Origin of the sequence: Palleronia sp. THAF1, from assembly GCF_009363795.1 — a bacterium.
Taxonomy (GTDB): domain Bacteria; phylum Pseudomonadota; class Alphaproteobacteria; order Rhodobacterales; family Rhodobacteraceae; genus Palleronia.
In genome coordinates, this window is record NZ_CP045420.1 from 2,142,913 (window position 1) to 2,162,651 (window position 19,739).

Below are 19,739 nucleotides of genomic sequence, written 5' to 3' on the forward strand. Positions count from 1 at the left end.
AAGCGCCCCGCGGGTGACCCGCGGGGCGCTCTATGTCATTTATTAACCGCTCTTGGGTTCAGTTCGCAAGCCTTCCCAGATCGACCAGCACAGGAACAGCAGGACGACCGTGAAGAAGATCCCGGTCGCGTTTACCATTGCTTGCAGGGCCGTCAGGCCTCCACCGATCAGCAGAACGATAGCCACGATGCCTTCGGTCGTGCACCAGAAGATGCGCTGCGCGGTGGGCGCTTCGGTCTTGCCACCTGCCGTGATCGTGTCGATCACAAGCGAGCCGGAGTCCGACGACGTGATGAAGAACACCAGAACCAGAATGATGCCAACAGTGGACAGGATCGAGGTTAACGGCAGTTCTCCCAACATCGCGAACATGGCGATGGAAGCGTCGTAGTTGGCGATCACGTTCTCATAGACTCCGCTTTCGGTGCCCATTCGGATCGCCTGATCGATGGCCGTGCCACCGAAGACCGACATCCAGAATACCGACACGAGCGTCGGGATCAGGATGACGCAGGTGATGAACTCACGCACTGTGCGGCCCCGGCTGACGCGGGCGATGAACATGCCGACGAAGGGTGACCAGCTGATCCACCACGCCCAGTAGAACGAGGTCCAGCCTTCGCGATAGCTATCGTCTTCACGTCCGAACGGGTTGGACAGCGGGATCACATCCTGCGCGTAAGTGAACAGGCCCGTGCCGAAGTCCTGCAAGATACGCAGGGTCGGCCCGAAGATGAATACCGACAGAAGCAACAGCGCCGCAAAGCCCATGTTGATGTTCGACAGTATCTTCACACCGCCATCAAGGCCCCGCACCACAGAGATCAACGCAACCGCCGTGACGCAGATGATTACGATGATCTGCGTGTTCAGCGTATCGGGAATGCCGTAGACGTAGCTCATGCCTGCCGTCGCCTGCTGCGCGCCAAGGCCCAGCGAGGTTGTCAGACCGAACAATGTGGCGAACACGGCGATGATGTCGATCACGTGGCCGGGCCAGCCCCAGACCTTGTCGCCCAGCAGCGGATAGAAGGCAGAGCGGATCGAAAGCGGCAGACCCTTGTTATACGTGAAAAGTGCAAGGCTGAGAGCGACGACCGCGTAGATCGCCCAAGGGTGCAGACCCCAGTGGAAGATCGTGGCAGCCAGACCGTGGGCACGCGCATCGGCGACCATATCCGGATTGACGCTTCCGTCGTCGTTGAACGGCCCCTCAAGACCGAGAGGACCTGAAACCTGCATATGATACACCGGCTCGAGCACGCCGAAGAACATCAGGCCGATGCCCATACCGGCGGCAAACAGCATCGCGAACCACGACAAATAGGTGTAGTCAGGCGTCGCTTCCGAACCGCCCAGCCTGACCTTTCCGTACTTCGAGACGCACAAGAACAGGCAGAAGACGACGAAAATGTTGGCCGCCATCAGGAAGAACCAGTCGAAGGTCGTCGTGACGAAAGTGAAAATCCAGTTGAACACCGCAGAAGCACTGTCCTGGAAGATCAGGGTGACAAGCGTGAAGGCCACGACCGTCAAAGACGAAATCAGGAAGACCGGATTGTGAATATCGAACTTCAGTGGCCCAACCTTGCCTTCGAAGTTGTCATCGCCGACCGTGTAGTCCGTTTCGATCAGATTAACCCGACCGTCCGGTGTGGGGATATCCACCCCCGGGGAGTCTTCTGTCATAGAGTTTCCCTTCCCTCGTTACGTTTCCAATCAAGTGGCGAAGTTCACATGAAGCGCGAGCAATGGCTACCTGATCGCAAAAGAATCTGTGCCAGACGTAGTCGCCTGACCGATCATCACGCCCCGATCTCGACTAGAACGCGCCCTTTCACCTGTCCTTTCAATATCTTGGCGCCAAGGTCCGGCAGATCTTCCAGCTTGGCCGATTGCACCATCGACTCCAGCTTTTCCATGGGCAGATCGCTGGCGATCCGCTGCCAAGCCCGCAAACGGTTGTCGTAAGGCTGCATGACACTGTCGATTCCCAGAAGGTTCACGCCGCGCAGCAGGAACGGAATGACGGTCGCGGGCAGGTCCGCACCGCCCGCAAGTCCCACTGCAGAGACGCTGCCACCGTAGACGATTTGCCCCAAGACGCGTGCCAGCATCGGTCCGCCAACCGCGTCCACACAGCCCGCCCAACGCTCGGACTCTAGCGGGCGTTTGACAGTTTCGGACAATTCCGACCTGTCCACGATCTCTGTCGCGCCCAAATCTTTCAAATATTGTGCATTGTCCGAGCGACCCGTTACGGCGGCAACCTTGTAGCCCAAATTCGCAAGGATCGCGACGGCAACCGATCCGACGCCACCCGAAGCGCCTGTCACAAGCACTGGCTCTGGCGCATCCGGCGTCAGCCCGTGGTCTTCCAGCGCCATGACCGCCAGCATCGCGGTGAATCCCGCCGTGCCAACCGCCATCGCCTGACGCGTCGTCAGACCGTCGGGCAACGGCACCAGCCACTCTGCCTTCACCCGCGCCTTTTCGGCATATCCGCCCCAATGCGCCTCGCCCACGCGCCAGCCGGTCAGTACAACGCGGTCGCCGGGCTTGTAGCACTCGTGTTCGCTACTTTCGACGGTGCCCGCGAAGTCGATTCCCGGCACGTGGGGGTAGTTGCGAACCAAGCCGCCGCCCGGTCCCAAACACAGGCCGTCCTTGTAGTTCAGGGTCGAATACTCGACCGCGACGGTCACATCCGCGTCCGGAAGGCGGCTTTCTTCGATGTCGTGCACGGCGGCATTGGTCTTGCCGTCCTCACCCTTCTCTACGATCAACGCTTTCATATGATTGGCCCTTCGCATGTGTCCCGTTCACGCAAACGATAGGCCGAAGCGTCGCAGGGTCCATACGGGAACATCGCGTGCCCTGCGCGGTTGGCGCGCATACCCACCGCATATCGGAGCCTGCCCATGGTCGACCTGCTGAATATCGTTTTCGCCCTCCTCTCCATCGGTTTCGGTGCCATCGGCTGGCTGGCACCGCGCTACACGATGGACATGCTGGACACGAAGGACACCGGCTCGACCATGGGCATTTCAGAGGTACGCGCCGCGTCCGGTGCGCTGTTCGTGGGCCTTGGCGTAGGTGCATTGCTGATGGGATCGCCTATCGCCTACGCGATGATCGGCTTTGCCTGGGGTGGCGGTGCCGTCGGGCGCGCAACCTCGCTGTTGTTGGATGGCGTGACGCGCAACAAACTCGTTTTCTTCGCGGTCGAAGCGATCGTCGGCGTGTTGGCAATCTCGATCAACCTGACTTGAAATCGCGCGCGGTTCGGCACATATTCGTTGTGTCCTTCGGGACTATGGACATAAACGCGCTCGTAATAAGCGGATCGGACCCGGGGGCGGTACCCGGCGACTCCACCAAATCACCCATCGTTGGGGTGCATGGGGTCGAAACAGGATCGACGGACGTCTAAAGGGGTAGCTTTGTCTCGGTGAGGTACCACCGATATCGGTCCGAAAAAGTACAATTGCCAACGACAATCGTGCTCCGGTCGCCCTTGCTGCGTAAGCAGTTCGGGATACCGAAACTTAAGTCCTTGCGCCTAGCAGCGTAAGGCGGGGTTCGCAGGCACCTGGCAACAGAAGCCTGCACTTTCACCCTTTTTTCATACCTTTCCTGCATATTGTTGCGACGTTGGCAGCGATGGGTATGTTCTATGAATCACCACATTTTCCTCGTCGACTTTCTCGACAGCGTCTGGGCGAACGGCAACCCCGACGCCGCGACGGCCTATTTCGCGCCCGATGCCCGGATCGACGGTCTGGGCAGCGACGAAAGCCTGACACCGCAAGATCTGGTGACCTTCGCCGGTGCGATCCTGTTGCTTATCCACCCACCCCGATGGGAAGTGGAACGGGTTGTCGCACAAGGCGATTGGGCCTCTTACCTGATCCGCGGGCATGCGGTGTCCCGCAGCAGTGGCAATGACGTGACGATAACCGGGCAGGTGATGCTGCGCTTTCAAGACGACCTGATCGCAGAGGCCTACAACAACTTCGACATGATCGGCCTGTTCACGGAACTCGGCGTGTTGCCGGATGATCTGCTGGAACAAGCGCTGGCGGGGACGATGGCGGCTTAGCACACATCAGGTGAAGGCGAAGATCACCGGTCGGTCAGAAGTGGTGTTCTGGGCACTTGAACGGATGGGGCCCGGCGGTCGCGTCGAACCAACCGAACCACCCGAGCAGGCTCGATCAGCGCTCCGCAAGATTGCTTGAAGCGCCGCAGACCCGGCATGGACGTCGGGGCCATACCCAGATCGAAGACCTGCACCCCCGCCTCTGCCGCACGGCGCATGGCGATGTCCAGCAACAGGTTGTGCGCGCCCAAGCGTCGACCCTCTGCACTCGTCCAGCCGATCTGGTAGGTCCAGCGCCGCCCGTGGCGCAGCATCGTGATCCCTGCCACCGGATCACCGCCCTGATACGCCGCTAGACTGCGGACGGTGCCGGGCGTCGCGCGTTCCATCGCGATCAACCACCGGCGCGGCAGACCCATGTAGCGTCGCGCCCTTGCCTGACGCACCTGCCCGCGCCACAGCCAATCCGGGCAACCGCCATGATCCATGATGCAAAGCCCGCTACGCTCTGCCCGCGCAACGGCATTGCGCCACGGCTTGGGACGCGGAGCAGAGGGATCGCAGATTGCAATCTCTGGTGTGGTGCCCAGTCGAAGTCCGCTCGACGCGGGCGCAACGCAGATCGTGGGCTTGGAAAAACCCGCGATGATCGCCCGCAACACGGCATCGTCACCCTGCCAAACGCCGTTCGGGCTGTACAGAAACCTCAATGGGCCAAGACGCCGCTCTGTACATTGCACAGCACCAATAGGCCGTCCGCCGTCTTGCACCGCAAAGCGATGCACCCGGGCACCCAGCCTCTCTGCTGCTGCGCCATAGGCCCAGCTCTGCCCCAAAGGCGCCGGGGCAACCAGGTCACCCCAAGATGCCGCGTCAGTCACATGATTTAGTTCCATCCAACCGAGCCTGCATCGGCCCGGTTAACACCGCATTAAGCGTAGAGCATGGATCGTCCGTTGCGGAAGACATGCACCTTGCTGGGATCAGCCCCAAGCTTCACCGTATTGCCGCGCAGGTCCTTGTGGGTGCCCTGCAGCTTGGCGATCACCGCGGCGTCGCCCTTTTCCATGTCTTCCATGGATGCATCGCCCGTTTCGAAATACAGCAGCGTCACCTCGCCCAGCGCCTCTACGATGTCGACCTTGCCTTCGAAGATGAAGTCGTCTTGGGCGGCCACGAAATCCTCTGGCCGCACGCCGACCTTCACCTTCGCGCCCTTGTCGGAATCCTTCGAAGGATAGTGCGACACGGCCGTACCACCGCCGTCCATCTTGATCGTTGTGCGCTGGCCCGTCTCGATGATCTCGCCCGGCAACAGGTTCATCGCCGGAGAGCCGATGAACTGTGCGACGAACTCGTTTTCAGGCTTCTCATACAGCTCCAGCGGCGTTCCGACCTGGCTGATCCCGCCGCCTGCCAGCACGACGATGCGCGAGGCCAGCGTCATCGCTTCGACCTGGTCGTGCGTCACGTAGACCATTGTGGAGTCCGGCATCTGCTCTTTCAACTGCGCGATCTCAATCCGTGTGGCGACGCGCAGGGCGGCATCGAGGTTCGAGAGCGGCTCGTCGAAGAGATACACCTTGGGGTCGCGCACGATGGCCCGCCCGATGGCGACCCGTTGCCGCTGGCCACCCGAAAGCGCCTTGGGCAGGCGGTCCAGATAGGGATCAAGCTGCAGGATCTTGGCGGCGTTGTTCACCCGCTCTTCAATCTCTTCCTTGGACTTTTTCGCGATCTTCAGCGCAAAGGCCATGTTGTCGCGCACGGTCATGTGCGGATAGAGCGCGTAGCTTTGGAAGACCATCGCGATACCCCGCTGGCTGGGCGGCACGTTGTTCACCACCTGCCCGTCGATCTCCAGCGTGCCAGCGGTGATCTTTTCCAGGCCAGCGATCATGCGCAAAAGCGTGGACTTACCGCAGCCAGAGGGGCCGACGAACACCACCAGTTCGCCCTGCGCGACATCGAGGTTGATGTTGTCCAGCACTTTGACGTTGCCATAGGCCTTGGCGACGTCCGTCAGTTTCACATTGGCCATTGCGGTCTCTCCCTAGTGTCGCGGCGTCGCGAAGGCGCCCTGCCATGCGGGCAGAACGACGGTGTCGTCGTCTTCTTGATGTGTGAATGGCGCGTCATCCAACAGGTCCCAATTCCCGTCGGGCAGCGCCACGGTCATGTCGCTATCGGTCAGGTTGAAGGCGACCCAGACGGTCTGCCCGTCGTGTTCCCGTCGAAAGATCAGGCGGTCGTCGTCAGCCTCCAAGACCTTCAGATCACCCTTCGCCAGCGCAGGCTGCGTCCGCCGAAACGCAATAAAGGCGCGGTAGAACGACAGCACCGACCCCGGATCGCGCTCTTGCGACGAGGCTGCATTTTCAACGTGTTCCAGCGCCACCGGCAACCACGGTCGCACATCCGAGAAACCGCCGTGGTGGTCCCGGTTCCAGGCGATCGGTGTGCGGCATCCGTCACGGCCTTTGAACTTTGGCCAGAAGCGTTTGCCGTAGGGGTCCTGCAGATCCTCGTAGCCGACGTAGGCCTCGGTGAACCCGAGTTCTTCCCCCTGATACAGGCACACGGTGCCCTTCAGCGTCATCAGGATCGCGGCATAGAGCTTGCGTTGCGAGACGTTCAGATCAAAACGCGTGGCGTGGCGCACGACGTCGTGGTTGGAAAACGCCCAGCAAGCCCAGCCTTCGGTCACGATACGGTCGAACTTTTCCAACACCTGCCGGATACGACCGCCGGATGGATAGACCGTCGACAGGAAGTCGAAGTCATAGGCCATGTGCAACCGCCCGTTCGATGTGTAGGCGTTCTGCGTTTCCATACCACGCTGGCTTTCACCGATCTCGCCCACACTGGTGATAGCGGGGTATTCGTCCATCACGCCGCGCAAGCGTTCCAGGAAGGCCAGGTTTTCGGGCTGGGTCTTGGAATACAGGTGATCCTGGAAATTGTAGGGGTTCACCGCGGGCGCGGTGTTGTCGTTGCGATCCTCTGGCTTCAGTGCCGGATTGTCACGCAATTGCGCGTCGTGGAAGTAGAAGTTCACCACGTCCAGACGGAAGCCATCCACGCCCCGATCCAGCCAGAACCGAGCGATGTTCAGCAGTTCGTCCTGCACATCCGGGTTATGGAAATTCAGGTCGGGCTGTTCGATCAGGAAGTTGTGCAGATAATACTGCATCCGCTCGCCTTCCCACTCCCACGCGGACCCGCCGAAGATCGACAGCCAGTTGTTGGGGGGCGAGCCGTCCGGCTTTGGATCGGCCCAGACGTACCAATCCGCCTTGGGGTTGTCGCGGCTGGTGCGGCTTTCGCGGAACCAGCGATGCTCCATCGAGGTATGGGACAGCACCAGGTCGATCAGGATCTTGATGCCAAGGCTGTGTGCCCGTTCGATCAGCGCATCGAAGTCACCCATGGAACCGAACATCGGGTCAACATCGCGAAAGCCAGAGATGTCGTAGCCGAAATCCAGCATCGGGCTTTTGAAGAAGGGCGAAATCCAGATCGCATCAACACCGAGTTTCGACAGGTATTCCATCCGGTGGATGATGCCCGAAAGATCACCGATGCCGTCGTTGTTCGTGTCCTGGAAAGAGCGCGGGTAGACCTGATAGATCACCGCGCCCCGCCACCAATCCGGATCGCCAGCGGCGGCCACGACGGGCCGATCTTCGGTGGGTTCGACGAATGCCATTTACTTGACCGACCCCGCCAGCAAGCCACGCACAAGGAAGCGCTGCATTGAGAAGAACACGACCAGCGGCACCGCGATGGACACGAAAGCGGCAGTGGCCAGGATGCCCCAGTCGCCGCCGCGCGAGCCGAGAAGATCGTCTGCAATCTTCACCGTCATCACCTTGCTTGCGTCATCGGACGGCAGGAAAACCTTGGCGACAAGCAGATCGTTCCACGTCCACAGGAACTGGAAGATGCTGAACGCAGCCAACGCGGGCAAAGACAGCGGCAGCACGATGCGCAGGAACAGCTCGAAGTCGGTGGCCCCATCGACCTTGGCGCTTTCAATAATGTCGCGCGGCAGGCCGACCATGTAGTTGCGCAGCAGATACACGGCCAGCGGCATACCAAATGCCGTATGCGCGAACCAGATGCCCACGAAAGACTGCCCCACCCCGATGGCGTTGTGCAGGTTCAGCATCGGCACCAGAGCCAGTTGCAGCGGTACAACCAGCAGCCCCACGACCACGGCGATCAAGACACCCCGTCCGGGGAAATCCATCCAAGCCAAGGCATAGGCCGCGAAGGCCGCAATCAGGATCGGGATGATCGTCGCCGGGATCGTCACCGTCAGCGTGTTGATGAACGCGCGATCCATATTGTCCGCCGTCAGCACCTGCTCATAGTTCGCGGTCGTGAAGTTGGGCGGGCTCTCAGCCGCGAAATACACCCGCTGCCCCCGGTCGCCGGGATCCTCGGGTGAGCGGTATTCGTAAGACCCATCACTGTTGACAACCAGTGTTTCACCGTCACCGATATCCACCGGTTCCCCCGCCGGAAACTCGCCGGGGTTGCGGCCAGAGGTGCCGAAGGCCACGATCTCTCCACCGCCGCCGGGGAAGTAACTTTGCGCCTCGGGGTCGTCGTAGATGTTGCCGGTCACGACATACATCCCGCCCTCCTGCGTTGCTTCTGTCCCGGTGCGTCCGCGCGCTGTCAGTTCAACCGCAAAAGGCGCTTCCCACCAACCCGATGCAGAGATCTGGTCACGATCCCGAAAGGACGACACGAACAGACCGATGGTCGGGATCAGCCACAGCAGAACAAGAAACACGACAGAGATGTGCGTCGCCCAGGTCAGCGAGGACTTCGTTCCAGCAATGTTATCCATCAGCGCATCTCCTTGCGGGCTTCACGGATGTTCCAGATCATCACCGGCAGCACCACGAGCATGATGATGAAGGCGATGGCGGTCGCGCGTCCGTCGTCGCGGAACATGAAGTCCATCATGTAACTGGGCAGGATTTCAGTCCCGAAATTGCCTCCGGTCATCGTGTAGACGATGTCAAAGACTTTCAGCACAAGGATCGTGATCGTCGTCCAGACCACCACGATCGTGCCCATGATCTGCGGCACCTTGATCTTGAAGAACAACTGCCACGGGTTTGCGCCGTCCAGGATGGCGGCCTCGATGGTTTCTTCGGGGATACCTCGCAGGGCGGCGGACAGGATGACCATGGCAAAGCCTGTCTGGATCCACACAAGGATTACCATCAGGAACAGGTTGTTCCAGAACGGGATCTGCAACACGTCGATGGGATTGTCGAAGCCGAAAACACCCCGGATCGCGTTGATCAGGCCGATGTCACCGTCGTTGGCATAGACGAACTTCCAGATCAGCGAGGCGCCCACGAAGCTGATCGCCATCGGCATGAAGATCAGCGATTTCGCGAAGTTGCCCCAGCTGAGCTTGTCAGTCAGTTGCGCGACCAGAAGGCCGAAGAAGGTCGACAGCGCGGGCACGACGATGACCCACAGGAAGTTGTTGAAGAACGACACCCGGAAGTCGGATGATTGCGCCAAGGACATGTAGTTGCCGAGGCCGACGAAATCGTCCGGGTTCCGCCCGTAGAGCGAGCGGATGAAAGAGCCGATAACCGGATAGACCAGATACAGGCCCAGAACGAAGACCGCCGGGAACAGGAACAGCCAGGGCCGCACGGCATTGGCGCGGTTGATATTGCGACCGATGTTCTCGCCCTTGGCCGGGAAGATGACCTTATCCAGCAGAAGGTTCGAAAAGTAGAAGTAGCCGACGCATCCCCCTACCCCGACCAGAATCGTGATCAATCCCTGTAGGATGACAGGCATCGGCTTTCCCCTCCCTGGTTGCGGGTTTCCCCCGCGTTGAGATCAGCTTGCGCTAACAAAAGTGCCCTTGCAACCGCATCCGGCCAGTTATGAACGCAAAAAGGGCGCGCCGATCATAGGCGCGCCCTTCGCTATCAAAGCCGATAACCTTTAGTTCTGCAGGTTGTCCCAACGCTCCTGGATCGCCGCGCCGGTGGCTTCGGCGTCCTGGCTTCCGGTCGTGAACTCGACCATCTGCGTCCAGAACGCGCCCGCACCAATTTCGCCCGGCATCAGGTCAGAGCCGTCGAAGCGGAACGTGGTGGCGTTCAGCAGGATGTCATTGGTCGCACGCGCGGTGTCAGAGGCGAAGACCTCGGGGTTGATGCCCGTGTGCGGCGTCAGCAGACCACCCTGAGCGGCCCAAATTTCGTGCGCCAAGGGCAGTTGCAGGAACTCGATGAAGCCCTGTGTCGCTTCGCTGTCGTTGGTCACGGCGAACATGGTGCCGCCACCCAAGACGGGCTGACCCAGATCACCTTCGGACGGGGCGGGGAAGTAGAAGAAGTCCACGTCCGTGCCGACTTCCGTACCTTCGGGGAAGAAGGTCGGAATGAAGGTCGCCTGCTTGTGCATCATGCACTCTGGCGGGAACTGGAACAGGCCACCGGGGGCGTCGCGGAAATCGGTCGTGGCCGCAGCTTCACGCCCGCCATTCACGAAACCGTCCTGCAGGAAGTAACCGTATTCCGCGATGGCGTTCGTGACCTCGGAGCTGTCGAACGCCAGCTCGTTGGCGACCCACGCGTCGTACTGCTCAGGCGTCACGGTGCGCAGCATCAGGTCTTCGACCCAGTCGGTCGCGGGCCAGCCTGTGGCGGCGCCGGAACCCAGACCGATGCACCACGGGGTCACATCGTCAGCGGCCATCTGCTCGGTGAGCGCCTTCAGGTCCTCGTAGGACTCGGGCACGTCATAGCCAGCCTCTTCGAACTGCTCGGGCACGTACCAGACCAGCGACTTCACGTCGATCTTGTAGGGAAACGCCATCAGCTGCGTCTCACCATCCTCGCCCTCGAACGATGCCAGATCGACCCAGGATTGGCCGGCGGCGTAGTTCTCGGCGATCCAGCTGGCAGTCTCTTCGCCCAGCGGCGTGATCGCGCCGCTACCGGCCAGGTCAGCCAGCAAGCCAGGCTGCGGGAAGGCGGCGATGTTCGGGGCGGAATTCGCCTGCGTCGAGATCACAATGTCCTGCTCGAAACTGTCGGAGCCAGAGTAGTTGACGGACGCGCCGGTCGCATCTTCGAAATAGTCGATGACAGAGTTCACAAGCTCGGCGTCGTTGCCCGTCCACGGGCCGGTGATGTCAACGGTCTCGCCAGAGAAGTCGTTGTTCGCGGCGAACTCTTCCAGACTATCCCAGCTGAACGCGCCTTCGCCTTTTTCGAACACCATCTGGGCGTTCGCCATTCCAGCGGTCAGCGCCATTACGGCAGCGCCTGCATAAAGTGCGGTGGTTTTCATATGTTCTCTCTCCCATTTTATCGTTGCTATTGCCCCGCTTGCCACCGACGCGCCGTACGCGGCCCGATGGTGCGGGGTCTGGCCTATGCAAGATAGAGGCCTAGCAGCGCATTGCAAAGCGCAATTCTTGTTGCGTTCCAGAGCGTTAGAATTTTAGCGGCTGCCCGCGTCCTTTCTTTGACGCCCCCGGATCCGCCGCCTATGTTCCCGGTAACATATACCGGAGAGCCCATGTTCAGCCATACGCGCCAAGATTTCCCCAGCGACTTCCTGTTCGGGGCGGCCACGTCTTCCTACCAGATCGAGGGGCACGCCCAAGGCGGCGCGGGACGCACCCATTGGGACGACTTCGCGCAAACACCGGGCAACATCGCCGACGGCACCGACGGCGCGGTCGCCTGCGACCACCTGAACCGCTGGCCCGAAGACCTTGACCTGATGCGCGACGCCAATTTCGACGTTTACCGCTTCTCAACGTCATGGGCGCGCGTGATGCCAGAGGGGCGCGGCCCGGTAAACGAGGCGGGCCTCGACTTCTACGACAAGCTGGTCGACGGCATGCTGGAACGTGGCCTGAAGCCCGCCGCGACGCTCTATCATTGGGAACTACCCTCTGCGCTGAACGACCTTGGCGGTTGGCGCAACCGCGACGTAGCAGGCTGGTTCGCGGACTTCACGCAAGTGGTGATGGAGCGCATCGGCGACCGTGTCTGGTCCGCCGCCCCCATCAACGAACCATGGTGCGTCGGCTTCATGTCCCACTTCCTTGGCCACCACGCCCCCGGCCTGCGCGACATCCGCGCCACCGCCCGCGCCATGCACCACGTGCTGCTCGCCCATGGACGGTCGACCGAAGTGATGCGCGGCTTGGGCATGTCGAACCTCGGCGCGGTCTGCAATTTCGAATATGCCGTGCCCGCCGACGGCAGTCCAGAGGCCGCTGCCGCGACCCGCACCTATGATGGCTACTACAACCGCTTCTTCATTTCCGGGCTGATGAACAAATCCTATCCGGCGGACGTGATGGAAGGCCTTGGCGCCCACATGCCCGACAACTATCAGGACGACTTCGACCTGATCGGCCAACCGCTCGATTGGGTCGGTCTGAACTACTACACGCGCAAACGCATCGCCGCCGCCCCCGGCCCGTGGCCGCATCTAGAAGAGGTGCCCGGATCGCTGCCGAAGACGCAGCTGGGCTGGGAAATCTATCCCGAAGGCCTGCATGCCTTCCTCAAACGCGTCCACGACGGCTACACCCGCGGCCTGCCCCTTTACGTGACCGAGAACGGCATGGCGTGGAACGACAAGCTGGTGAACGGCGCGGTGAAGGACGACAAGCGCATCGATTATCTGGACACCCACCTGACCCAAGTGAAGCGCGCCATCGACGAAGGCATCCCGGTGAAGGGCTATTTCACGTGGTCCCTGCTGGACAATTACGAGTGGTCCGAAGGTTACGTGCCCCGGTTCGGCATCGTTCATGTGGACTACGCGAGCCAGACTCGCACGCCGAAAGCCTCCTATCTGGCATTGCAAAAGGCGCTGGCCCAATGACCGTCGCGCTAGTCTCCGACGTGGGCGGCACAAACACCCGCGTGGCATTGGCGCGCGACGGCGTGGTCGACGCCGCCACCACCCGCCGCTTCCGTAATGCAGACCACAGCGGGTTGTCGGAAATCTACACGGTTTTCCTGTCAGCTCACGACGTGACTTGCGACGGCGCTTGCATCGCATTGGCCGGTCCGGTGATGGACGGCGTCGGAGAACTGACCAACCTTGGCTGGCGCTACGACCGCGACGCGCTGTCGGACTGCACGGGTGCGGGCACGGTCGCGCTTCTGAACGACCTGCAAGCACAGGGCCACGCGGTTCCAGTCTTGTCCCGCGACAGCCTTGTACCTCTGATCCCCGGTCCGGACGGGGAGGATCACAATGCCAAGCTGGTCATCGGCTGCGGCACCGGCTTCAACGCCGTCCCGGTCTTCCGAACCGACACTGGCCGCTACGTGCCGCCCTGTGAAAGCGGCCACACGACCTTTCCAGTCCTGTCCGCCGACGATTGGAGCCTTGCGCAACACGTCGCTCCGCACCACGGCTTTCCGGGGGTCGAGGATGTGCTCTCGGGGCGCGGGATCGAACGGGTCTATGACTGGGCATCGGGCGGTGCACGCAAGACTTCGGCAGAGGTCATGGCCGCCATCGCGGATGGATCAGACTCGGCGGCGGTGAAAACAGCCACGGCGTTCAGCCGGGCCTTAGGCCGCGTGGCCGGAGATCTGGCCCTCACTCATCTGCCCTTCGGCGGCGTTTACCTTGTCGGCGGCATGGCCAGCGCGATGCGCCCCTATCTGTCGCGCTACGGCTTCACCGAAGCCTTCCGTGGAAAGGGGCGCTTTTCGGGCTTCATGGAGCAGTTCGCGGTGTGGGGCGTCGAAGACGACTATGCTGCCCTGACCGGTTGCGCACGGCACGTGGACTCTTTGATGGATCGCCCGCAATAGGCTTAACAAGCTTTCTATCCAAAAAGCCCAGGCCCCTTGCGGTAATCACGGCGCGATGCGCATCCAGCGCCTACTCCGCCGCCTGCGCCGGGCTGTCCACATCGCGTTTGGTCTGTACGCGGCCACCGGGCTCTGGCGGCTTAAATGTATCGGCAGACGCGCGGTCCCAGCGACGGCGGAAGACATCGTCGTCGAAGCCCACGTCGCGGATCAGGAAGCCAAGGGGCAGATAGCTCCAGACATCCGACGCCTCGACCATGGACCCGTCGCCTTCGCGCTTCATGAAGTGATATGGCAGGAAGTCGCGCGGATCGTCGAGGCCGGCGGCCTCTGTCATCTCTTTCAGCGCCTTCATCGTGTTGCGGTGGAAATTCGCCACCCGCTCTGCCTTTTCGGGCACCACAAGCGCGCGCTGGCGCAGCGGGTCCTGCGTGGTCACGCCGGTCGGGCAGTGGTTCGTGTGGCAGGCCTGCGCCTGAATGCAGCCGACCGAGAACATGAAGCCTCGCGCGGAATTGCACCAATCGGCCCCCAGCGCGAAGGCCCGCGCGATGTCAAACGCGTGGATCAGCTTGCCCGACGCGCCGATGCGGATGCGGTCGCGTATGTCCGCGCCACGCAGGGTGTTGTGCACGAAGGTCAGCGCCTCTGTCAGCGGCATGCCGACATGGTTCGCGAACTCCAGCGGAGCGGCACCCGTGCCGCCTTCGGTGCCGTCCACAACGATAAAGTCGGGATAAATGTCCGTTTCCAGCATCGCCTTCACAATGCCCATGAACTCACGCCTGTGGCCAATGCACAGCTTGAAGCCCACAGGCTTGCCACCAGAAAGATCACGCAACTCGGCGATGAACTCGCACAACTCGATCGGCGTCGAGAACTCCTTGTGACCGGCTGGCGAGACGCAGTCTTTGCCCATCGGCACACCGCGCGCTTCAGCGATCTCTTCGGTGATCTTCGCGGCGGGCAGCATGCCGCCATGGCCCGGCTTGGCCCCTTGGCTCAGCTTGATCTCGATCATCTTGACCTGTCTGTCGCTGGCCTGCGCCTTGAATTTCGCGGGATCGAAGCGCCCGTCATCGGTGCGGCAACCGAAATAGCCTGATCCGATTTCCCAGATCAGATCGCCGCCGTTGCGGTGATATTTGCTGATCCCGCCCTCGCCCGTGTCCTGCGCGAACCCGCCCCGCGCGGCGCCCTTGTTGATCGCCTCGATCGCGGCGCCGGACAGCGAGCCGAAGCTCATGGCCGATACGTTATACAGCGATGCGTCATAGGGTTGCGCGCAGTCTGGCCCGCCGATCCGCACGCGGAAGTCCTGTTCGGACAGGTGTGTCGGCACGATGGAGTGGGTCATCCAGGCATAACCGCCCTCATACACCGACTTCTTGGTCCCGAAGGGACGCGCGGCCTCTTCCGACTTGGACCGCTGATAGACGATGGAGCGGTCCTCGCGGCTGAACGGCTCTTCGTCCTGATCGGATTCGATAAAGTATTGGCGGATCTCGGGGCGGATTTTTTCGAAGAAGAAGCGGATGTGCCCCAGCACCGGATAGTTGCGCAGGATTGCGTGGTGCGTCTGAATCAGATCCTGAATGCCCATGACCGTCAGCGCGATCAGCACCAGCGTGGGCACCCACCACCAGCCCCCGTCCAATACGGCGGCGACCAGCGACAGAACGGCCAGGACCGCGACGACGACAAGCCCGCCGAACCGTTCCAACGAGCCGATGCGAGAGGTATCGAAGGGCAACCATTTGAACATCATACGGTCCTTTCAAAGACCAGACCCATAGAATCGCGCAGCACGATCGGGCCGGAAATATAGTCGTCACCGATCCCCGGCGTCCGCAGAACACAGCGCCACCCCGCGCCTTTCAGACCGTCGATGGGCAAGCGCAGCGGATCGAAATCCGACGTGGCCCCACCTTCCATATGCGTGATTGCAAACACCTCTATGTCCGGTCCTTTGCGATAGCTGGTGAAGACGGTCCGCCCATCCACGGGTTGCATGTAGTCGAACCGATCCTCTGGCCCAAGATTATCACGAAGCCATGGATTCGCCCTGCGAAAGTTTCGCAACGCTAGCATGAACTTCGTTTGCACCGGGTTAAGAGCAGAGTGCGAATTGCTGACATTGCAGTATTCGTGCATGTCATCCATCCACGCCCGCGCGATTTCCTTCAGGTCGGCGACGGTGAAATGCTCCGGGCCTGACAGTGGCGGCTCGACCCCGTTCAACAGCTTGGCGATGTGGTCCAGATCGTAATCCGTCACCTCGACCAGCGCGGGCAGGAATTCGAAGAAGCGACGCAGTTCGTCGCGCGTTTCGTAGCCCAGCTCTTTCAAGCGGCGGAAATTGCCCGGAACGGAATAGCGGTATTCGTCCACCTGCCACTTCAGGCTGATCGCCTCTTCCGCGACGACCTTGACGCCATATTGATCGTCCTGGTTGCGGATAAAGCCCCAGTTCGCCCGAGCGGTGGCGTTAAGGAAGTCCATCGGCACGCCCGGCAACGCGGCATAGGTCAGCATCGAGACCGCCGGGTTGTCGTAGGCCTTTTCCAAGATCTCCATCCGCGTTTCACCCAAGCGAGTGTTGATGTTCAGCTTGGGGTTCACCTGCGTGCCGCGCCGCAACGTGTCGTGGTTCGCGGTGCCCGAAATCCAGTTCGACCCACGATCGAGCATCTCCTTGATGCGCCACCACTTCGACAGCCAGTAGCCGTAGATGAATGGAGTATTATGCGCGAAAGTCAGCGGCCCCCACTGGAACACGTCCGGGTCGCGGTGCTGCTCGATCACGGCGCGGTAGGTGGACGACAGCTCCCAGTCTTCCTGCGGCCAAGGGCGGCCATCCTCGAACACGAACCACGGCCGATAAGTGGTGCCCGCGACGTTCTCTTCGATGTCGGACATCTGGTTCAGGAACTCGTCGTCGTGACGCAACTCATGCGCCTCCGGGTCCCACCACTTGAAGTCTTGTGCGCCATCCACGCGGACGCCATCGGCACCGAAATTCACCTTGCGGCGCTGCATCTCCAGCAGGATCGAGCGCACCGCCGGGTTTTTGTAATCCATGTTCTGGCCGTACATGTTCGGCCCGGCAAAGAAGTGACTGTTCAGCGCGTTCAGCCCCTGATTGTCCGAATGCCCGAACACGACGTCGAAGATCAGCATCTTGGGCTTGTTCGGGAAGTTGTGCAGGGCGGCGGCGAAGTCGGCCAGCTCATCCGGGCGGCCCGTTTCCAGCAGAACGGGGTTCACCGTGGCCATGCCAGCGATCACCACGTCGTAGCCCCAATTCGTCGTGTCGGGTCTGGTCAGTTCGATCTCGACCTCTGAGGCGTCGGAATCGACCGGGGCTTCGTTCCAAAAGCCGGGGCCGGTCTCATAGACGGTCGTGGGCTCAACGGGCAGCAATTGCACCGCGTCGTAGCCAAGGTAGATTTCATCCGAAGGATCCTTGGGCAGATCGCCGCGCAGACGTTCGGACAGGCGTTCGAACTGGCGGGTCAGGCTGGCGAGCGTGCCGCCCGCGGTCGCCGTGGGAATATGGATTTGCAAGATGTTCGTCGGCGGGCCGAACTTGTGCGGAGTTTCACCCGAGAGCGCCTTCCAATATTCCTTGTCCTTCCGCTCGGCCTGCAATTTCTCGATGTCGTAAAGCTCGGCTGGGGCCAGTGCGCCGAACGGCAGAGACATCGCCAGAGGGTCAAGGATCCGGTGCCATTCGTCGTTCTGATCGCGCCAGACCAGCGCATAAAAGTCCCCGCCTTCCAGACGGTTGCCCGCACGCATGCCGCGCGCGGCGGCGAAAGTATGTGCCTCGAACCGGGCGACGGGCAGGTAAATACGCTCGAACGTCACCGATTGATGGGCCCGTGTCAGATCCAGCGAACCGGCAGGGGACAGCACTTCAAGGAAGACATCCGAATCCGGGATGCGTGCGTCCTGCAATTCAGGCGTCCAGAAGCCGAAAGTCGCCACGTCACCGTCCACGTGACCGCCCAGCCGCCGAGCCACCGCCTCGTGCGCGTCGAACATCGTCTCGGAGGTGTGCATCGCCTTGCGACATTGCGCGGCAAGGCCCTCGGCCACATCGATGTCGGCCGTTACGCGGGTCTTCAAGCTCATGGTCTGTCCCTTCTCAGGCTCGCACGTCAGGTTCAGTACGGCCCGTGTGGTGTTCTATGCGCGCGATCTGGTGCGCGGCTTCGATCACTTCGCCCAATGCGTCCTGCACATCGCGGTCGAACGTGGCGGGGTCCTCGGATCGGTCTTCCAGATAGACCCGCAGCGTCGCGCCGCTGGTGCCCGTGCCGGACAGGCGCAGCACAATACGACCGCCATTGTCCAGATAGACGCGCAAGCCCTGCCGCTTGGCAATAGAGCCGTCAACCGGATCGTGGTAGTCGAACTCATCCGCCGCCTCGATGCTGCGACCTGCGACGGTCTTGCCCGGCAAATCATCCAGCCGGGCGCGCAGATCACCCATCAGCGCCTCGGCCTTCTCGGTCTCGATGCCTTCGAAGTCATGGCGAGAATAGAAGTTGCGCCCGTAGTCGGCCCAATGCGCCTGCATCAACTCGACCACGCCCTGCTTCTTCACCGCCAAGATATTCAGCCAGAGCAGCACGGCCCAAAGACCGTCCTTCTCGCGAACATGGTCGCTGCCGGTCCCGGCGGATTCCTCTCCGCATAGAGTGATCCGCCCGTCATCCAGCAAGTTGCCGAAGAACTTCCAGCCCGTCGGAGTCTCGTAGCAATCCAAACCCTTGGCATCGGCAACCACATCCACGGCTTGCGATGTCGGCATCGACCGCGCCACCCCCGCCAGCCCTTTGACGTAGGCGGGCGCCAAGTCAGCGTTCGCCGCCAGAACCGCCAGGGAGTCCGAAGGCGCGACATACATCCCCGGCCCCATGATCATGTTACGATCGCCGTCACCGTCGCTGGCCGCGCCGAAATCGGGCGCATTGACGCCGCCCATGATATCCACCAGCTCCTTGGCCCAAACGGGGTTCGGGTCGGGGTGGCCGCCCCCGAAGTCAGGCTTTGGCACAGCGTTGATGACAGACCCTTCGGATGCGCCGAGCTTTCCTTCTAGGATCGCTTTCGCGTAAGGCCCCGTGACCGCGTGCATCGCGTCGAAGCACAGCCGAAAGCCGCCATCAATCAGCGCGCGGATCGCGTCGAAGTCGAACAACTCTTCCATCAGCGCGGCGTAATCGGCTACCGGGTCGACGACTTCGACGATCATGTCGCCCAAGGTTTGCTCTCCGATATTGGAAAGATCGGCGTCCTGAGCCTCTAATATTCGGTAGGCCGACAGCTTCGTCGTCGCCTCGAATATGCGCCCGGTCACTTCTTCGGATGCAGGTCCACCGTTTGGGCCGTTGAACTTCACACCGAAGTCCTCGTCCGGCCCGCCGGGGTTGTGGCTGGCCGACAGGATGATGCCGCCATCGGTGCCGCGCTTGCGGATCAGGTTGGACGCTGCAGGCGTCGACATCAGCGCCCCCTGCCCCACGATCACCCGCGCCGCCCCGTTCGCCGCTGCCATTCGCAGGATTACCTGCGCCGCGCGGTCGCCGAAGTAACGCCCGTCGCCGCCCAGAACCAAGGTCTTGCCGTCCGCGCCACCGATCCCGTCGAAGATCGCCTGCACGAAGTTCTCCAGATAGTGCGTCTGCATGAAGACCTTTGTCTTCTTGCGCAGACCGCTGGTGCCCGGCTTCTGTCCGTCTATCGGCGTCGTCTCGATCGTCAGGCGTTCCATGCGT

General features: G+C 61.5%; 15 protein-coding genes and 1 other RNA gene. 5 read left to right on the plus strand and 11 right to left on the minus strand.

What is annotated here, in order from left to right:
• Window positions 1–42: 42 nt before the first annotated feature.
• Both FIU81_RS10590 and FIU81_RS10595 read right to left on the minus strand, forming a co-directional pair.
• Entirely contained in the window at window positions 43–1,689 is a 1,647-nt protein-coding gene (locus FIU81_RS10590) for a BCCT family transporter (RefSeq protein WP_124112208.1), read from the minus strand.
• Window positions 1,690–1,805: 116 nt separating this feature from the next.
• A complete protein-coding gene (locus FIU81_RS10595) occupies window positions 1,806–2,795 on the minus strand; it encodes an MDR family oxidoreductase (RefSeq protein ID WP_124112209.1) in 990 nt (329 codons plus the stop codon).
• 126 nt (window positions 2,796–2,921) lie between these two features.
• Here FIU81_RS10595 and FIU81_RS10600 point away from each other — a divergent pair, with 126 nt between their 5' ends.
• From FIU81_RS10600 to FIU81_RS10610, 3 genes are all read left to right on the plus strand, one after another.
• On the plus strand, window positions 2,922–3,272 hold the full coding sequence (locus FIU81_RS10600) for a DUF4345 family protein (protein ID WP_152460914.1): 351 nt from the start codon (window positions 2,922–2,924) through the stop codon (window positions 3,270–3,272).
• Window positions 3,265–3,613, plus strand: a transfer-messenger RNA (tmRNA) gene (gene ssrA, locus FIU81_RS10605). The genes FIU81_RS10600 and ssrA overlap by 8 nt, the downstream gene beginning before the upstream one ends.
• Before the next feature lie 63 nt (window positions 3,614–3,676).
• Window positions 3,677–4,102 (plus strand): ester cyclase, encoded by a 426-nt coding sequence (locus tag FIU81_RS10610; RefSeq protein WP_124112210.1) that lies wholly within the window; start codon window positions 3,677–3,679, stop codon window positions 4,100–4,102.
• A gap of 23 nt (window positions 4,103–4,125) precedes the next feature.
• Here FIU81_RS10610 and FIU81_RS10615 read toward each other — a convergent pair whose 3' ends face one another.
• The 6 genes from FIU81_RS10615 to FIU81_RS10640 form a co-directional block, all read right to left on the minus strand.
• Window positions 4,126–4,812, minus strand: coding sequence for a GNAT family N-acetyltransferase (locus tag FIU81_RS10615; RefSeq protein WP_216644251.1), 687 nt, complete (start codon window positions 4,810–4,812; stop codon window positions 4,126–4,128).
• A 221-nt stretch (window positions 4,813–5,033) separates the two neighbouring features.
• Entirely contained in the window at window positions 5,034–6,143 is a 1,110-nt protein-coding gene (locus FIU81_RS10620; protein WP_124112212.1) for an ABC transporter ATP-binding protein, read from the minus strand.
• Window positions 6,144–6,155: 12 nt separating this feature from the next.
• Complete coding sequence (locus tag FIU81_RS10625; RefSeq protein ID WP_124112213.1) at window positions 6,156–7,811, minus strand: alpha-glucosidase family protein; 1,656 nt, start codon at window positions 7,809–7,811, stop codon at window positions 6,156–6,158.
• Window positions 7,812–8,963 (minus strand): carbohydrate ABC transporter permease, encoded by a 1,152-nt coding sequence (locus tag FIU81_RS10630; protein WP_124112214.1) that lies wholly within the window; start codon window positions 8,961–8,963, stop codon window positions 7,812–7,814.
• Window positions 8,963–9,943 (minus strand): carbohydrate ABC transporter permease, encoded by a 981-nt coding sequence (locus FIU81_RS10635; RefSeq protein ID WP_124112215.1) that lies wholly within the window; start codon window positions 9,941–9,943, stop codon window positions 8,963–8,965. The genes FIU81_RS10630 and FIU81_RS10635 overlap by 1 nt, the downstream gene beginning before the upstream one ends.
• Window positions 9,944–10,093: 150 nt before the next feature.
• Window positions 10,094–11,449, minus strand: coding sequence for an ABC transporter substrate-binding protein (locus FIU81_RS10640; protein WP_124112216.1), 1,356 nt, complete (start codon window positions 11,447–11,449; stop codon window positions 10,094–10,096).
• Window positions 11,450–11,680: 231 nt separating this feature from the next.
• Between FIU81_RS10640 and FIU81_RS10645 the strand changes: the two genes are divergently transcribed.
• Window positions 11,681–13,006: a GH1 family beta-glucosidase gene (locus tag FIU81_RS10645; protein WP_124112217.1), complete on the plus strand. Its 1,326-nt coding sequence runs from the start codon at window positions 11,681–11,683 to the stop codon at window positions 13,004–13,006.
• Window positions 13,003–13,953, plus strand: coding sequence for a glucokinase (locus FIU81_RS10650; RefSeq protein ID WP_124112218.1), 951 nt, complete (start codon window positions 13,003–13,005; stop codon window positions 13,951–13,953). Before FIU81_RS10645 ends, FIU81_RS10650 begins: the two co-directional genes overlap by 4 nt.
• Window positions 13,954–14,023: 70 nt before the next feature.
• Here FIU81_RS10650 and FIU81_RS10655 read toward each other — a convergent pair whose 3' ends face one another.
• Genes FIU81_RS10655 through FIU81_RS10665 form a run of 3 tightly spaced genes read right to left on the minus strand, consistent with a single transcriptional unit; the run spans window position 14,024 to window position 19,735 of the window.
• On the minus strand, window positions 14,024–15,718 hold the full coding sequence (locus tag FIU81_RS10655) for an FMN-binding glutamate synthase family protein (RefSeq protein WP_124112219.1): 1,695 nt from the start codon (window positions 15,716–15,718) through the stop codon (window positions 14,024–14,026).
• A complete protein-coding gene (gene gghA / locus FIU81_RS10660; protein WP_124112220.1) occupies window positions 15,718–18,090 on the minus strand; it encodes a glucosylglycerol hydrolase in 2,373 nt (790 codons plus the stop codon). The genes FIU81_RS10655 and gghA overlap by 1 nt, the downstream gene beginning before the upstream one ends.
• Window positions 18,091–18,103: 13 nt before the next feature.
• Complete coding sequence (locus tag FIU81_RS10665) at window positions 18,104–19,735, minus strand: alpha-D-glucose phosphate-specific phosphoglucomutase (protein WP_124112221.1); 1,632 nt, start codon at window positions 19,733–19,735, stop codon at window positions 18,104–18,106.
• Window positions 19,736–19,739 lie beyond the last annotated feature (4 nt).

Excerpts from the sequence above, each read along its gene's own strand:
- FIU81_RS10640 (WP_124112216.1), bottom strand. The coding sequence starts at position 11,449 with ATGAAAACCACCGCACTTTATGCAGGCGCTGCCGTAATGGCGCTGACC.
- FIU81_RS10590 (WP_124112208.1), bottom strand. The coding sequence starts at position 1,689 with ATGACAGAAGACTCCCCGGGGGTGGATATCCCCACACCGGACGGTCGG.
- gghA (WP_124112220.1), bottom strand. The coding sequence starts at position 18,090 with ATGAGCTTGAAGACCCGCGTAACGGCCGACATCGATGTGGCCGAGGGC.
- FIU81_RS10630 (WP_124112214.1), bottom strand. The coding sequence starts at position 8,963 with ATGGATAACATTGCTGGAACGAAGTCCTCGCTGACCTGGGCGACGCAC.
- FIU81_RS10665 (WP_124112221.1), bottom strand. The coding sequence starts at position 19,735 with ATGGAACGCCTGACGATCGAGACGACGCCGATAGACGGACAGAAGCCG.
- FIU81_RS10655 (WP_124112219.1), bottom strand. The coding sequence starts at position 15,718 with ATGTTCAAATGGTTGCCCTTCGATACCTCTCGCATCGGCTCGTTGGAA.
- FIU81_RS10610 (WP_124112210.1), top strand. The coding sequence starts at position 3,677 with ATGAATCACCACATTTTCCTCGTCGACTTTCTCGACAGCGTCTGGGCG.
- FIU81_RS10595 (WP_124112209.1), bottom strand. The coding sequence starts at position 2,795 with ATGAAAGCGTTGATCGTAGAGAAGGGTGAGGACGGCAAGACCAATGCC.
- FIU81_RS10635 (WP_124112215.1), bottom strand. The coding sequence starts at position 9,943 with ATGCCTGTCATCCTACAGGGATTGATCACGATTCTGGTCGGGGTAGGG.
- FIU81_RS10620 (WP_124112212.1), bottom strand. The coding sequence starts at position 6,143 with ATGGCCAATGTGAAACTGACGGACGTCGCCAAGGCCTATGGCAACGTC.
- FIU81_RS10625 (WP_124112213.1), bottom strand. The coding sequence starts at position 7,811 with ATGGCATTCGTCGAACCCACCGAAGATCGGCCCGTCGTGGCCGCCGCT.
- FIU81_RS10650 (WP_124112218.1), top strand. The coding sequence starts at position 13,003 with ATGACCGTCGCGCTAGTCTCCGACGTGGGCGGCACAAACACCCGCGTG.
- FIU81_RS10600 (WP_152460914.1), top strand. The coding sequence starts at position 2,922 with ATGGTCGACCTGCTGAATATCGTTTTCGCCCTCCTCTCCATCGGTTTC.
- FIU81_RS10645 (WP_124112217.1), top strand. The coding sequence starts at position 11,681 with ATGTTCAGCCATACGCGCCAAGATTTCCCCAGCGACTTCCTGTTCGGG.